The 14427-nt window shown below is 71.9% G+C and carries 12 protein-coding genes; 8 read left to right on the plus strand and 4 right to left on the minus strand.

Annotated features, from left to right (window positions below; genetic code table 11):
- Positions 1-21: 21 nt before the first annotated feature.
- The 3 genes from ACFY7E_RS26460 (at position 22) to ACFY7E_RS26470 (ending at position 3797) form a co-directional block, all read left to right on the plus strand.
- Positions 22-792: an NUDIX domain-containing protein gene (locus tag ACFY7E_RS26460; protein ID WP_389488936.1), complete on the plus strand. Its 771-nt coding sequence runs from the start codon at positions 22-24 to the stop codon at positions 790-792.
- 121 nt (positions 793-913) lie between these two features.
- Positions 914-2749 carry an ATP-binding cassette domain-containing protein gene (locus ACFY7E_RS26465; protein ID WP_389488938.1) on the plus strand — a complete coding sequence of 612 codons (1836 nt, stop codon included), beginning with the start codon at positions 914-916 and terminating at the stop codon, positions 2747-2749.
- Positions 2750-2909: 160 nt separating this feature from the next.
- The gene (locus ACFY7E_RS26470; RefSeq protein WP_389488941.1) at positions 2910-3797 is read left to right on the plus strand and encodes a FadR/GntR family transcriptional regulator; all 888 of its coding nucleotides are present in this window, start codon (positions 2910-2912) and stop codon (positions 3795-3797) included.
- A gap of 216 nt (positions 3798-4013) precedes the next feature.
- Here ACFY7E_RS26470 and ACFY7E_RS26475 read toward each other — a convergent pair whose 3' ends face one another.
- Entirely contained in the window at positions 4014-4244 is a 231-nt protein-coding gene (locus ACFY7E_RS26475; protein WP_356547278.1) for a hypothetical protein, read from the minus strand.
- Here ACFY7E_RS26475 and ACFY7E_RS26480 point away from each other — a divergent pair.
- Both ACFY7E_RS26480 and ACFY7E_RS26485 read left to right on the plus strand, forming a co-directional pair.
- A complete protein-coding gene (locus ACFY7E_RS26480; RefSeq protein WP_389488943.1) occupies positions 4177-5721 on the plus strand; it encodes an RNA polymerase sigma factor in 1545 nt (514 codons plus the stop codon). The genes ACFY7E_RS26475 and ACFY7E_RS26480 overlap by 68 nt on opposite strands.
- 171 nt (positions 5722-5892) lie before the next feature.
- On the plus strand, positions 5893-6711 hold the full coding sequence (locus ACFY7E_RS26485) for a S1 family serine peptidase (protein WP_389488946.1): 819 nt from the start codon (positions 5893-5895) through the stop codon (positions 6709-6711).
- Positions 6712-6936: 225 nt separating this feature from the next.
- On the opposite strand, the gene ACFY7E_RS26490 is transcribed toward ACFY7E_RS26485, so the two are convergent.
- Positions 6937-7167 (minus strand): hypothetical protein, encoded by a 231-nt coding sequence (locus ACFY7E_RS26490; protein WP_030211728.1) that lies wholly within the window; start codon positions 7165-7167, stop codon positions 6937-6939.
- Between the two features lie 435 nt (positions 7168-7602).
- Here ACFY7E_RS26490 and ACFY7E_RS26495 point away from each other — a divergent pair, with 435 nt between their 5' ends.
- The 3 genes from ACFY7E_RS26495 to ACFY7E_RS26505 all read left to right on the plus strand — a co-directional run bounded on the left by ACFY7E_RS26495 (position 7603) and on the right by ACFY7E_RS26505 (position 11996).
- The gene (locus tag ACFY7E_RS26495; RefSeq protein ID WP_389488948.1) at positions 7603-9720 is read left to right on the plus strand and encodes a type IIA DNA topoisomerase subunit B; all 2118 of its coding nucleotides are present in this window, start codon (positions 7603-7605) and stop codon (positions 9718-9720) included.
- A 201-nt stretch (positions 9721-9921) separates the two neighbouring features.
- Entirely contained in the window at positions 9922-10407 is a 486-nt protein-coding gene (locus ACFY7E_RS26500; RefSeq protein WP_389488950.1) for a DUF485 domain-containing protein, read from the plus strand.
- Positions 10404-11996: a cation acetate symporter gene (locus ACFY7E_RS26505; RefSeq protein ID WP_383435035.1), complete on the plus strand. Its 1593-nt coding sequence runs from the start codon at positions 10404-10406 to the stop codon at positions 11994-11996. The genes ACFY7E_RS26500 and ACFY7E_RS26505 overlap by 4 nt, the downstream gene beginning before the upstream one ends.
- A 31-nt stretch (positions 11997-12027) precedes the next feature.
- On the opposite strand, the gene ACFY7E_RS26510 is transcribed toward ACFY7E_RS26505, so the two are convergent.
- A complete protein-coding gene (locus ACFY7E_RS26510; RefSeq protein WP_389488952.1) occupies positions 12028-12732 on the minus strand; it encodes a response regulator in 705 nt (234 codons plus the stop codon).
- Positions 12729-14402 carry an ATP-binding protein gene (locus ACFY7E_RS26515; RefSeq protein WP_389488955.1) on the minus strand — a complete coding sequence of 558 codons (1674 nt, stop codon included), beginning with the start codon at positions 14400-14402 and terminating at the stop codon, positions 12729-12731. Before ACFY7E_RS26515 ends, ACFY7E_RS26510 begins: the two co-directional genes overlap by 4 nt.
- Positions 14403-14427: the final 25 nt, after the last annotated feature.

Below are 14427 nucleotides of genomic sequence, written 5' to 3' on the forward strand. Positions count from 1 at the left end.
GAAGACGACTATGATCGCGGCATGCCTCCCTACGACCCGTCGGCCTTCCCGCCCTTCGCCGTCACCGTCGATCTGGTCGTGCTCACCGTGCGGAGCCACGCGCTCTGCACCCTGGTCGTACGGCGGGGGGAGGCTCCGTTCCAGGGACGTTGGGCTCTGCCCGGCGGTTTCGTGCGGGCGGACGAGGACCTCGGCGGCGCGGCGGCGCGCGAGCTGGTCGAGGAGACCGGCCTCTGCGCGTACGACCCGGCCGCCCCGCCTCCCGTGCCGAGCAACGGCGCGCACCTGGAGCAGCTGGCGACGTACGGGGCACCCGACCGCGATCCCCGGATGCGCGTGGTGAGCGTCGCGCACCTGGCCCTCGCCCCGGACCTGCCCGCCCCCCGGGCGGGCGGTGACGCCAACAGTGCCCGTTGGGCTCCCGTCGAGGAGCTGCTCGGGGAGGACGCGGCCGCCGGTGCCGACGGCGGGGGAGCGGGGACGCTCGCCTTCGACCACTCCCGGATCCTCGCCGACGGGGTGGAGCGCGCCCGCTCCAAGATCGAGTACTCCTCCCTGGCCACGGCCTTCTGCCCGCCGGAGTTCACGGTCGGAGAGCTGCGGCGCGTCTACGAGGCCGTCTGGGGCGTGGCCCTGGATCCGCGCAACTTCCACCGCAAGGTGACCGGCACGCCCGGCTTCCTGGTCCCGGCCGGTGGCACCACGACCCGTCAGGGAGGGCGTCCGGCCCAGCTCTTCAGGGCGGGCGGGGCCACCCTCCTCAATCCGCCCATGCTGCGCCCCGAGGTCTGAGGGCGGGGACATCCGGCGCCCCAGAGCGCCAATCCTGCATGGAAAGTCCGAAATGTAGCGTTATCTTGCTGCGGTAGCGCCGCCCTGCCGCGGAGCGGTGTCACCTACCGCGAGAGAAGCGATGCTCCAGGCAATCGGACTGACCAGCACCCCCCGCGGCGATCGCCCGCCCGCCGTGGACGACCTGACCTTCGAGGCCCGGCCGGGCGCCGTGACCGCTCTCGTCGGACCTTCGGGCTCCGGCAAGACCACCGCCCTCCGCCTCATGCTCGAACTCGAGCCGGGCCGCGGGATCACCTACTTCCGCGGTCGGCCGCTGCACCGCGTCGCCCACCCCGCCCGCGAGGTGGGCGTGCTCCTCGGCGACGTCCCCGGCCATCCCTCCCGTACGCTCCGGGGCCAGCTCCGGATGCTCTGTGCCGCCACGGGGGTTCCCTCCTCGCGGGCCGAGGAACTGCTGCGGAGCACGGGCCTCGCGGGCCTGGAGCGCCGTCCGATCGGGACCCTGCCGATCGGCGCGGACCGCCGACTCGGCCTGGCTTCCGCCCTGTTGGGCGACCCCCACACGCTCCTGCTCGACGAGCCGGGTGCCGGTCTCTCCGCGTCCGAGAGCGTGTGGCTGTACGAGTTCCTGCGCGCCCATGCCTCCGGGGGCGGCACGGTGCTCTACACCACGGCCGACCCCAAGGACGCCGTCCGCAACGCCGACCGGGTCGTCACCCTCGACGCCGGTCGGCTCGTCGCCGTGCAGGAGGCGGCCGAGTTCGCCCGTACCCGGCTGCGTCCCCGGGTCACCGTCCGCACGCCGCACGCCGCGCGCCTGGCCGCGGCCGTGACCCAGGAGGCGAGGGCCGCCCGTCGACCGGTCGAGGTGGTCGCGGAGGACGGCAACCGGCTGTCCGTCTACGGCAGCGACTGCGCGTCCGTCGGCGACACGGCCTTCCGGCACGGCGTACCGGTCCACCGCCTCGCCGACGAGACGGGCGACACCGGTGCGACGGGTACGACCGGCGCCGGCACCGGTGCGGGGACCGGGCAGGACACCGAGCGGGAGGGCGGCGTCCCCGGGAGTCCCGCCGGCGGACCGCACGCCACCACGGCCGTGTCGCGGCGCGTCGAACCGGCTCCTCCGGGCACCGCCCGCGACGTCTCGGCGGAGCGGCCGGTCACCGCCCGGCGACCGATGCGCTCGCCCCTGCGTCCGCTCCGTTACGAGGTCCACCGGCTGCTGGGCGTGCCGTCCACGCCGCTCGTCGTGGCGGGCGTCCTCCTCGTCTCCGTGACGCTCGCCCTGCTCCTCGGGCGGGGCGGTCGCGCCGCGCTGCCCGCCGTCGTCGCCGGCTGGCCCGCGATCTCCCCGCTGCCGCCCGCCGCCCTGGGGGCCGGACTGCTCGGCGCCGTCTCCTTCGCGGAGGAGTACCGCTATCCCGCGCTCACCACGGGCCGCGGGACCGTGCCCCGCAGGCCGGGCCTGCTGTTCGCGAAACTCGCCGTGGCGGCGGCCGTCGCCCTCGCGCTCGGGGTGCTCGTCGTGGCGGTCGACCTGGGGGCCCTGCGGCTCTTCTACGGCGGCGAGTTGATCCCCGTGCCGGGGAAGTGGCCGGTTCTCTGCGCGAATTGGCTGGGTCTGCTCGTCGGCTGTGCCTGGGCCGGGGTGCTCGGTGCCGGGGTGTTCCGGGCCGCCGCGGCCGGGGTGGCGGCGGTGCTCGCCGTACCGGTCGCCCTCGTCCCGCTGTTGCAGAAGGTGCTGACGGGGCCGTCGGTGCGGTCGGCCGCCGGACTCCCGGCGCGGCTGCGCGAGTTCGCCGGCCCGTACTGGTCCCCGGCCGCGGACCGCTGGCTGTCCGGGGGACTGCGGGTGCTGGGGCAGCCCGCAGGAGTGGCGCTCTCCCTGACGTTGACGGGGCTGTTCTGCGCTTATGTGTTCACCGGCCTTCGTCGCAGAGCCCGTTGGTGACCGCACGCGGACCGAAAGCCTCCGAGTCGACATCAACTGGCAGGTGATATGAGGCTTATGTCCGATTGATCGTCAATTGCGTAAGGGGTGCTGATCACCCTTTCGTGTGCTTTTCACCAAAGACCTCAAGGGCCGTGGAGGCAGCGCCGACAAAGGATGCGTGAGTACCCTTGCGCACACCATGATGACCGCCGCCCGCTCCGTCGACTCCGGCCTCGGCACCCCGGGCGATCTCGACCGCTACCCCTACGCGGAGGCTCCCGTCACCGGCCGCGCGGCCCCCTCCTCCTGGGAGGGGGTGGACACCGACCTCGGCCGCGTCGGTCGCAGGAGCGCCGGCAACCGGGGGCGCGGGCTGCACGGCCAGCTCGTCCAGCAGCTCGGCCAGATGATCGTCTCCGGCGACCTCGGAGCCGACCGTCCGCTCGTTCCCGAGGAGATCGGCCAGCGGTTCGAGGTCTCACGCACCGTCGTGCGCGAGTCGCTCCGCGTCCTCGAGGCCAAGGGGCTCGTCAGCGCCCGCCCCAACGTCGGCACCCGGGTCAGGCCCGTCAGCGACTGGAACCTCCTGGACCCCGACATCATCGAGTGGCGTGCCTTCGGCCCGCAGCGGGACGACCAGCGCCGCGAGCTGAACGACCTGCGCTGGACGATCGAGCCCCTGGCCGCCCGCCTCGCCGCCGGACACGGCCGCGAGGACGTGCAACAGCGCCTCGCCGACATGGTCGAGATCATGGGCCACGCGTTCGCCCAGGGAGACGGCATCACCTTCTCCCGGGCCGACGCCGAGTTCCACTCCCTCCTCATCCAGCTCGCCGGGAACCGCATGCTGGAGCACCTCTCCGGCATCGTCGCCGCCGCGCTCCAGGTCTCCGGCGGCCCCGTCACCGGCTGCGACCGGCCGAGCGAGGCCTGCCTCGCCCACCACTCCCGGATCGTGGACGCGCTCGCCGCCGGTGACGCGCAGGGTGCCGAGACGGCCATGCGGCAGCTGCTCACGGTCCACCCCGAGGTGGAGCGCGTCGTCCCGGCTCCCCGCGAACACTGACTCGCGGACCGTGGCCGGGAGCGAGGAAGCGCCCACACCGCGTGCCGCCGGATCCGGGCGCCGTCCGGGGAGCCCGGCAGGGCCGCCCCCGAGCGGCGCCCGGGTCCCGACGGCGCGAATGTACGCCGATCGGACGGTCTGGACGTTTCGTCGCGAATGAGGTGTGACTCGGGCCACGAAGATTGGGCGTAACACTCCTCCGAGCCGTGCGATGACCTAAGAGGTGACGGCCGAGGAAGGAATACAGCAGCCGACGGAGGCGCTGTGCAGTTCCCCGGTCCAGCCCGCGCCGTCGGCACATCCCCCGTCGACGGTCGTCGGCTCCAGCCCGATCCAGGGCGGGGCCGGAAGCCGTTTCCATCGTTCCGAGAGGTTGTTCGTGTCGGCCAGCACATCCCGTACGCTCCCGCCGGAGATCGCCGAGTCCGAGTCTGTGATGGCGCTCATCGAGCGGGGAAAGGCTGATGGGCAGATCGCCGGCGATGACGTGCGTCGGGCCTTCGAGGCTGACCAGATTCCGCCAACCCAGTGGAAGAATGTTCTGCGCAGCCTCAATCAGATCCTCGAGGAAGAGGGTGTGACGCTGATGGTCAGTGCAGCGGAGTCGCCGAAGCGCGCCCGCAAGAGCGTCGCAGCGAAGAGCCCGGCCAAGCGCACCGCCACCAAGACCGTCACCGCCAGGGCGACCGTGACGAAGTCCGCCGTCCCGGCCGCGGCCCCCGCCGCCGAAGGCGCCGACCCGGCCGACGAGGCCGGCTCGACCGCCAAGAAGGCGGCAGCGAAGAAGACCGCCACCAAGAAGACGGCGGCCAAGAAGACCGTCGCCAAGAAGACGGCGGCCAAGAAGACCGCGTCCAAGAAGGACGCCGACGAGCTCGTCGAGGGTGAGGAGCTCCTCGAGGACGTGGCTCCCGGCAAGGGCGAGGAAGAGGAGACCGAGGGCGAGGCCAAGGGCTTCGTCCTGTCCGACGAGGACGAGGACGACGCTCCGGCGCAGCAGGTCGCGGTCGCCGGTGCCACCGCCGACCCCGTCAAGGATTACCTCAAGCAGATCGGCAAGGTCCCGCTGCTCAACGCCGAGCAGGAGGTCGAGCTCGCCAAGCGCATCGAGGCCGGCCTGTTCGCCGAGGACAAGCTCGCCAACTCGGACAAGCTGGCTCCCAAGCTCAAGCGCGAGCTGGAGATCATCGCCGAGGACGGCCGCCGGGCCAAGAACCACCTCCTGGAGGCCAACCTCCGTCTGGTGGTCTCCCTCGCCAAGCGCTACACCGGCCGCGGCATGCTCTTCCTGGACCTCATCCAGGAGGGCAACCTCGGTCTGATCCGCGCCGTCGAGAAGTTCGACTACACCAAGGGCTACAAGTTCTCCACGTACGCCACCTGGTGGATCCGTCAGGCGATCACCCGCGCCATGGCCGACCAGGCCCGCACCATCCGTATTCCGGTGCACATGGTCGAGGTCATCAACAAGCTCGCGCGCGTGCAGCGCCAGATGCTCCAGGACCTGGGCCGCGAGCCCACCCCGGAGGAGCTGGCCAAGGAGCTCGACATGACCCCGGAGAAGGTCATCGAGGTCCAGAAGTACGGCCGCGAGCCGATCTCCCTCCACACCCCGCTGGGCGAGGACGGCGACAGCGAGTTCGGCGACCTGATCGAGGACTCCGAGGCGGTCGTCCCGGCCGACGCGGTGAGCTTCACGCTCCTCCAGGAGCAGCTGCACTCCGTCCTCGACACGCTCTCCGAGCGCGAGGCCGGTGTCGTCTCGATGCGCTTCGGTCTCACCGACGGCCAGCCGAAGACGCTGGACGAGATCGGCAAGGTCTACGGCGTGACGCGTGAGCGGATCCGCCAGATCGAGTCGAAGACGATGTCGAAGCTGCGTCACCCGTCGCGTTCGCAGGTGCTGCGCGACTACCTCGACTGACGCGACCGGTACGCCCTGCCTCGGTCGGTCCGTGGATCCGTACGAGGCGCGGAGCGGTACACCGAAGGGCCCGGTTCCCCGAAAGGGGGAGCCGGGCCCTTCGGGTGTGCGCCACGGCCCCGGGTGCTGGACGCTGGGTGAACCGACATCACCGGAGAGTCAGGAGGCTCCATGCGTGGTTCCCTCACTCGAGCATTGACGGGTGCCCTGGGACTGATCACCGCGGCGGCGGGACACCTCGCCCTCGCCGCCCCCGTGGTCGCCGACAGCGTCGTGGTGGGCGGCCGCCAGGTCGGGATCACGGACGCGCCGTGGGTCGTGGCGCTGTCCAGTCGTGACCGGTTCGGAGGTACGCGCGCGGGACAGTTCTGCGGAGGCGTGGTGGTCGCGCCCACCAAGGTGCTCACCGCGGCCCACTGCCTGGGCCGGGAGGTGCTCGGCGGCGAGCCGCAGGAGGTGCGCGACTTCGCGGTCATCGCCGGCCGCGCCTCGCTGCGCGGCCAGGGAGGCCAGGAGGTCCGGGTCTCCGAGACGTGGGTCGCCCCCGACTACGACCCGACCACCAACTCGGGTGACCTCGCGGTCCTGACGCTGGCGAGCGCGCTTCCGGAGTCGTACGTGATCGGTGTCGCCCGCGCGGGAGACGCCGCCTACGCGCCCGGCACGGCGGCGGACGTCTACGGCTGGGGGGACACGACGGGCAGGGGGAGCTATGCCTCGGCGCTGCGGACGGCGCGCGTCCAGGTGCTGCCGGACACGGCGTGCGAGCGGGCGTACCCGGGCGGTTCCGGCGCCCGGTACCGGGGCGACACGATGGTGTGCGCGGGCGACCCGCGGGGCGGCAGGGACGCGTGCCAGGGGGACAGCGGCGGTCCGCTGGTGGCCGAGGGGCGCCTCATCGGCCTGGTGTCCTGGGGCAGCGGCTGCGGGGAGGCGGAGAACCCGGGTGTCTACACGCGCGTTTCGGCGGTGCTGCCGGAGCGCTTCTGAGGAGCGCTTCGGCAGAGGCTCGGGGCCGGGGCCGTGAAGGCGCCGGGACGGGCTCCGGAGGGGGCTTTCGGAAGGACTGCCGGAAGCCCCCTCCGGAGCGGGGCCCGGAAACGTCTTCGGGAGTCCTCCGAATACGAGAACGGGCGGTCACCCCCCGCAGCGCGGGGGGTGACCGCCCGCCGTCCGGTCAGCGACCGGCCCTGGGCTCGTCGTGGATGCGGGGCGTCAGTGCTCGTCGCCCACCGTGCGGGCCGGCACGTCCGTCAGCCGGTCCGTCTCATCCTGTATCTCAACGGCGATCTTCTTGAGTTCCGGCTCGAACTTACGTCCGTGGTGGGCGCAGAAGAGCAAGTCACCTCCGCTGGTCAGGACGACACGCAGGTAAGCCTGGGCGCCGCAGCGGTCGCAGCGGTCAGCGGCCGTCAGGGGGCTCGCGGGGGTCAGAACAGTAGTCACGTCGCCTCTTCTCTAGCTCGACGAGCTGTCGTACCAGGGTCAACATCCAACCAGGCCGAAAACGTTCCCGCTCGTGGCTTTTCCTTGAAACTTCTTCCCAAGGTGGCTGTCTGCTGCCGGTTGGCGGCGAATGAGCCGTATTGCGTCGCTCTACGGATTTCGCATTGCTTGTCTCGGTCAGGCCCTCCCGGCGTGGTTGCCGGTTGTTCATGAGGACGTGCCCGGAGCCTAAATGGTTCATGCCTCGAAGGGAACGTGATGTTCACGTCACCCGATCGAGGGATCGAACATGCATGCGACTCTGGACTAGCATGAGGAACCGGGGAGGGTGGCGTGACAACGGCTCTACCAGGCATCGGTACCCTCTGAAGCCGGTGACCGACGCCGGGCCTTACCCATCGGGCCAGATTTCAAATTCAGCGAGGAGCGAACCGCGTGACCGCCGAGACGTCCGTGCCGTCCAGTGCGCTGCTGACCGCAGACCGTGACGGTTCCAACTACACCGCGCGGCACCTGCTCGTACTCGAAGGGCTCGAAGCGGTCCGCAAGCGCCCCGGCATGTACATCGGGTCCACCGACAGCCGCGGCCTCATGCACTGCATCTGGGAGATCATCGACAACTCGGTCGACGAGGCCCTCGGCGGCTACTGCGACCACATCGAGGTCGTCCTCCACGACGACGGCTCCGTCGAGGTCCGGGACAACGGCCGGGGCATCCCGGTCGACGTCGAGCCGAAGACCGGCCTCTCGGGCGTCGAGGTCGTCATGACCAAGCTGCACGCCGGCGGAAAGTTCGGCGGCGGCTCGTACGCGGCCTCCGGCGGTCTGCACGGCGTCGGCGCCTCCGTGGTCAACGCCCTGTCGGCCCGCCTCGACGTCGAGGTCGACCGGAACAGCGCGGTCCACTCGATCAGCTTCCGCCGCGGCGTCCCCGGCGTCTTCACCGAGCAGGGCCCCGACAGCCCCTTCGACCCGGCCAACGGCCTCCGCAAGGGCAAGCGGATCCCCAAGACCCGCACCGGCACCCGCGTCCGCTACTGGGCGGATCGGCAGATCTTCCTCAAGGACGCCAAGCTCTCCCTGGAGACCCTCCACCAGCGCGCCCGGCAGACCGCCTTCCTCGTGCCCGGCCTCACCATCGTCGTCCGCGACGAGCGGGACCTGGCCGGGGTCGGCAAGAGCGAGGAGACCTTCCGCTTCGACGGGGGCATCAGCGAGTTCTGCGAGTACCTCGCGCAGGACAAGGCCGTCTGCGACATCCAGCGCCTCACCGGGCAGGGCACCTTCAAGGAGACCGTCCCGGTCCTCGACGAGCGCGGCCACATGACCCCGACCGAGGTCACCCGCGAGCTCGCCGTCGACATCGCCCTGCGCTGGGGCACCGGTTACGACAGCGCGGTCAAGTCCTTCGTCAACATCATCGCCACGCCCAAGGGCGGCACCCACGTCTCCGGCTTCGAGCAGGCCGTCACGAAGACGGTGAACGAGGTGCTGCGCTCGGCCAAGATGCTGCGCGTCGCCGAGGACGACATCGTCAAGGACGACGCCCTGGAGGGGCTCACGGCCGTCGTGACCGTGCGCCTCGCGGAGCCGCAGTTCGAGGGCCAGACCAAGGAGATCCTCGGCACCTCCGCCGCCCGCCGCATCGTGGCGAACGTGGTGAGCAAGGAGCTCAAGGCCTTCCTCACCTCCACCAGGCGGGACGCCAAGGCGCAGGCCCGCGCCGTCCTGGAGAAGGCCGTCGCCGCGGCCCGGACCCGGATCGCGGCCCGCCAGCACAAGGAGGCGCAGCGCAGAAAGACCGCGCTCGAGACCTCCTCCCTGCCGGCCAAGCTCGCCGACTGCCGCAGCGACGACGTGGAGCGCAGCGAGCTCTTCATCGTCGAGGGCGACTCGGCCCTCGGCACGGCCAAGCTCGCCCGCAACAGCGAGTTCCAGGCCCTGCTGCCGATCCGCGGCAAGATCCTCAACGTCCAGAAGTCGTCCGTCGCGGACATGCTCAAGAACGCCGAGTGCGGCGCGATCATCCAGGTCATAGGGGCGGGCTCGGGCCGTACCTTCGACATCGACGCGGCCCGCTACGGCAAGGTCATCATGATGACCGACGCCGATGTCGACGGATCCCACATCCGTACACTGCTGCTCACGCTCTTCCAGCGGTACATGCGGCCCATGGTCGAGGCGGGGCGGGTCTTCGCGGCCGTTCCCCCGCTGCACCGCATCGAACTCGTCCAGCCGAAGCGCGGCCAGGACAAGTACGTCTACACGTACTCGGACAACGAGCTGCGGCAGACCCTCCTCGAGTTCCAGCGCAAGGGCGTCCGCTACAAGGACTCCATCCAGCGCTACAAGGGCCTGGGAGAGATGGACGCCGACCAGCTCGCGGAGACCACGATGGACCCGCGCCACCGCACCCTGCGCCGGATCAACATCGGCGACCTGGAAGCGTCGGAGCAGGTCTTCGACCTCCTCATGGGCAACGACGTCGCGCCCCGCAAGGAGTTCATCACCAGCTCGGCGGCGACTCTCGACCGCTCGCGCATCGACGCCTGAGAAACCCGGCCGTGGGCGGAGCCGTACCCTCCGCCCACGGGCCGTGCGGTACGCATATCAGCACGGTTCTGTCAGGCCACCCGGGAGAAGAGTCACCTGATGAGGTGAAGTGAGGGAGGAGAAGAGTCCGGGAACTTCCCGCTCTGTCCATCCTTGTGCGCACGCGGCCGAAACGGTTCGCTGACAAGGAGATTTGGACCGGTGGAGCAGGTGGAGAAGCAGAAGGGGCGCGGCGCTTCGGCGGTGCCGGCCGACGACCCCTGGGACGACGCGCCGGCCTCCGGCCGGGACGGGCGGACGGAAGCCGGGGCGACCGGCGACGGTCGTACGGGTGCGGTGCCGCGACAGCGCGTCCCCAGCGCGGCGGAGATCTATCTGGAGGTCCAGCGGAGCCCCGCCTTCCAGGAAGTGCGCGGCCGCTACCGCCGGTTCGTCTTCCCGGCCAGCTTCGCCTTCCTGACCTGGTACCTCGCCTATGTCGTCGCGGCGACCGCCGCGCCGGGGCTCATGGCCCGGCCGGTCGCCGGAGCGGTGAACGTGGCGATGGTCGCGGGCCTCGGCCAGTTCCTCACCACCTTCCTGCTGACCTGGGCGTACGCGCGTCACGCGCGGCTGCGCAGGGACCGGGCGGCGCTGGAACTGCGCTGGGACACGCAGGAGATGACCCGAGGGGCGGCGCACCGGTGACCGGAGACCACCAGACCCTGGCGCTCGTGCTGTTCAGCGTCTTCGTCGCCGTGACCCTGGGCATCACCACCTGGGTGAGCCGCAGCCGGCAAGGTTCGGCGGAGGAGTTCTACGCCGGGGGGCGCCTCTTCTCGCCCATGGAGAACGGCTTCGCCATCGCCGGCGACTACATGTCGGCGGCGTCCTTCCTCGGCATCTCCGGCCTGATCGCCCTCTACGGCTACGACGGCATGCTGTACTCCGTCGGATTCCTCGTCGCCTGGCTCGTCGTCCTCCTCCTCGTCGCCGAACTGGTCCGCAACTGTGGACGGTTCACACTGGCCGACGTCGTCGCCGCGCGGATGGCCGAGCGCCCCGTGCGGATCGCCGCCGGAACGTCCTCGGTGGCCGTCTCCGTGTTGTACCTGGTGGCGCAGATGGTGGGAGCCGGAAGCCTGGTCGCCCTCCTCCTCGGCGGCACCGGCGAGGCGGCCCGCTCCTGGACGGTGATCGGAGTGGGCGCGCTGATGGTGATCTACGTGTCGCTCGGCGGCATGCGGGCCACCACCTGGATCCAGATCGTCAAGGCGGTCCTGCTCATGGCGGGCACGATCGCGCTCACCGTCCTCGTCCTGCTCCGCTTCCACGGCGACGTGAACAGCCTGCTCTCCACCGCGGCCGAACGCAGCGGCCACGGACTCGACTTCCTCGCTCCCGGACTCCGCTACGGCGGGGACTGGACGGCCCGGCTCGACTTCATCAGCCTCGGCCTCGCCCTGGTCCTGGGCACCGCCGGCCTGCCGCACATCCTGTCGCGCTTCTACACCGTGCCGACCGCCCGGGCCGCCCGCCGCTCCGTCGTCTGGTCCATCGGGCTCATCGGCAGCTTCTACCTGATGACGATCGTGCTCGGCTTCGGCGCGGCCGCCCTGATCGGTCCCGACGAGGTCCGGGCGTCCAACGCCGCCGGGAACACCGCCGTACCCCTGCTCGCACTCGACCTCGGGGGCGGCGCGGGCTCCACCGGGGGCACGGTGCTCTTCGCGGTCGTCGCCGCCGTCGCCTTCGCGACCATCCTCGCCGTCGTCGCGGGGATCACTCTCGCCTCCTCGGCCTCCGTCGCCCACGACCTGTACGCCTCGCTGCGACGCAAGCACGCGAAGCAGTACAGCGAGGTGGCCGTGGCCCGGGTCGCCGCGGTGGTGATCGGCGCCGCCGCCATCGGCCTCGGGCTGCTGGCCAGCGACCTCAACGTGGCCTTCCTCGTCGGCCTGGCCTTCGCCGTCGCGGCCTCCGCCAACCTGCCGGTGCTGCTCTACTCGCTGTTCTGGCGGAAGTTCACGACCAGGGGCGCGGTCTGGGCGGTGTACGGCGGGCTCGTCCCGGCCGTCCTGCTCGTCCTGGTCTCGCCGGTCGTCTCCGGCAGCCCGGAGTCGCTCTTCCCCGGCGTCGACTTCCACGTCTTCCCGCTGCAGAACCCGGGCCTGGTCTCCATCCCGCTCGGCTTCCTCGCCGGGTGGATCGGCACGGCCACCTCGACCGAGCCGCCCGACGAGGCACGGCACGCGGAGACCGAGGTCCGGGCGCTGACCGGCGCGGGAGCGGTCTGACGGGGCACGGACACGGGGCCGGGAAGAGGCGTCAGGCGGTGGGCGGTGGGCTCACCCAGGCGTACCGGTGCTCGGGACGGCCCGTCTCGCCGTACCGGAGCGAGAGGCGCACCCGGCCGGTCCGTTCCAGGAGTTTGAGGTAGCGCTGGGCGGTCTGGCGGCTGACGCCGGACCGCTCGGCGATCTCCTGCGCGGACAGCGGCCCGTCGGCGGCGAGCAGCACCTGCCGGACCAGTCCGGCCGTGGTGGGGGAGTGCCCCTTAGGCAGGTCGGGGGCGACGGTACCCGCCGCCAGGACCCCGAAGATCCGGTCCACCTCCGCCTGCTCGGCCTCGCCCCCGCCCTCCAGGGTGCGGCGGAGCGTCGCGTACGCCTCCAGCTTGCCGCGCAGACCGGCGAAGCTGAACGGCTTGACCAGGTACTGGAGGGCGCCGTGCCGCATCGCCGCCTGCACGGTGGCCACGTCCCGGGCCGCCGTCACCATGATCACGTCGCACTGGTGGCCGCGCGCGCGGAGCTTCCGTACCGCCGCGAGACCGTTCTCGTCCGGCAGGTGGTGGTCCAGGAGGATCAGGTCCGCCGGCCGCTCGTCCAGGGCGGCGAGCGCCCCGGCGGTCGAATGGGCGGTCGCGACGACCCGGAAGCCGGGCACCTTGGCGACGTAGGCGGCGTTGATCCGTGCCACCCGCACGTCGTCGTCCACCACGAGCACGTCGATGGGCACGTCGTCGCTCATCGCGCCTCCTCGGCGGGTTCCGGGACGGACGGAAGGCTTTCCGGGGTGTCGCTCAGGGCGTCGGGGAGGACGACCGTGAACTCGGCTCCTCCGTCGGGCCCCGCGGCCACGGTCGCCGAGCCGCCCCGGCGCTCGGCTAGCCGGCGCACCAGGGCGAGGCCGAGCCCCCGCTTCCCGTGGGACGGGAGGGCCTTCGTCGTCCAGCCCTCGGTGAAGATCGGCTCGCGCCGCTCCTCCGGCACCCCCGGGCCGCTGTCCGAGACCCGCAGCACGACCGTACGGCCCTCGCGGACGAAGGAGACGCCGACACGGGCGTCCGGGGTGCCCGCGGCCGCGTCCAGGGCGTTGTCGACCAGGTTGCCGACGACGGTGACCAGTTCGCGCGGGTCGACCAGCCGGTCCGGAAGGAGCGAGTCCGGTGCGAGCCGCAGCGAGACGCCGCGCTCGGCGGCGACGGTGGCCTTGCCGACGAGCAGCGCGGCCAGGAGCGGATCGTGGACCTTCTCGGTGACCTGCTCGGCGGTGGCCCGGTGCACCCCGACCACCTCGGTGACGAACTCCACCGCCTCCTCGTGCATCTCCAGCTCCAGGAGGCCGAGGAGGGTGTGCAGCCGGTTGGCGTGCTCGTGGTCCTGGGCGCGCAGGGCGTCGATGAGACCCCGGGTGGCGTCCAGCTCGCGTCCGAGGTCCTCCAGCTCGGTGCGGTCGCGGAGGGTCGCCACCGCGCCCCCGTCGTCCGTGGGCATCCGGTTCGCCATCAGCACCCGGCGCCCCCGGACCGTGACCAGGTCCTCGCCGGTGACCCGGCCCGCGAGGACGTCGGCGGTGCGGCCCCGGCCGAGGACCTCGTCGAGCGGCCGGCCCGCCGCCTCGGGGCCGAGGCCGAGGAGCCGTTGCGCCTCGTCGTTCACGAGCCGCACGGAACCGTTGCGGTCCAGGGCCACCACGCCCTCCCGGATGCCGTGCAGCATGGCCTCGCGTTCGGCCAGGAGCGCGGAGATGTCGGAGAACGCCAGGTCGTGCGTCCGCCGCTGGAACCGCCGGGAGATCAGGTACGCGGCCAGGACCCCGGTCGCGAGCGCGCCGCCCGCGTGGGCGAGGAGGCCGAGGATCGCGCCGAGGAGCCGGTCGCGGACGCTGTCGTACGCGATGCCGACGGAGACCGCGCCGACGATCCGCCCGTCCGCGTCGCGCAGCGGCACCTTGCCGCGCGCCGACCGGCCGAGCGTGCCGCTGTCGATCTCCATGACCTCCCGCCCGGCCAGGGCCGCGCTCGGGTCGGTGGAGACGGGCCGGCCGATCCGCACGAGGTCGGGGTGCGACCAGCGCACCCCGTGCGTGTCCATGACGACGACGTACTCGGCGCCCGTGGAGGTCCGGACCCGCTCGGCCTCCGCCTGCACCGGGCCCCGTGCGGACGGCGGACCGCCGGTGAGGTCCGCGGCGAGCCGGGGCGACGCGGTGGTCCCGGCGACGGCCAGGGCCCGCCGCATGGCCTGGTCGTCGAGCTGGGCGCTCAGCGGGGCCAGGAACAGGCCGGTGGCGAGGACGGTCACCCCGGTCGCGACGGCCAGCTGCATCAGCAGGACCTGCGAGAACACCCGCCGGGGCCACCCGAACCGCCGACGGCGCGTGAGGGGGCGCGGGGATCCGGTCCGTACGGGGGTCATGCCCGAAAAGGTACGGGGACACGGC

This window comes from Streptomyces sp. NPDC012825, from assembly GCF_042900925.1.
Lineage (GTDB): Bacteria > Actinomycetota > Actinomycetes > Streptomycetales > Streptomycetaceae > Streptomyces.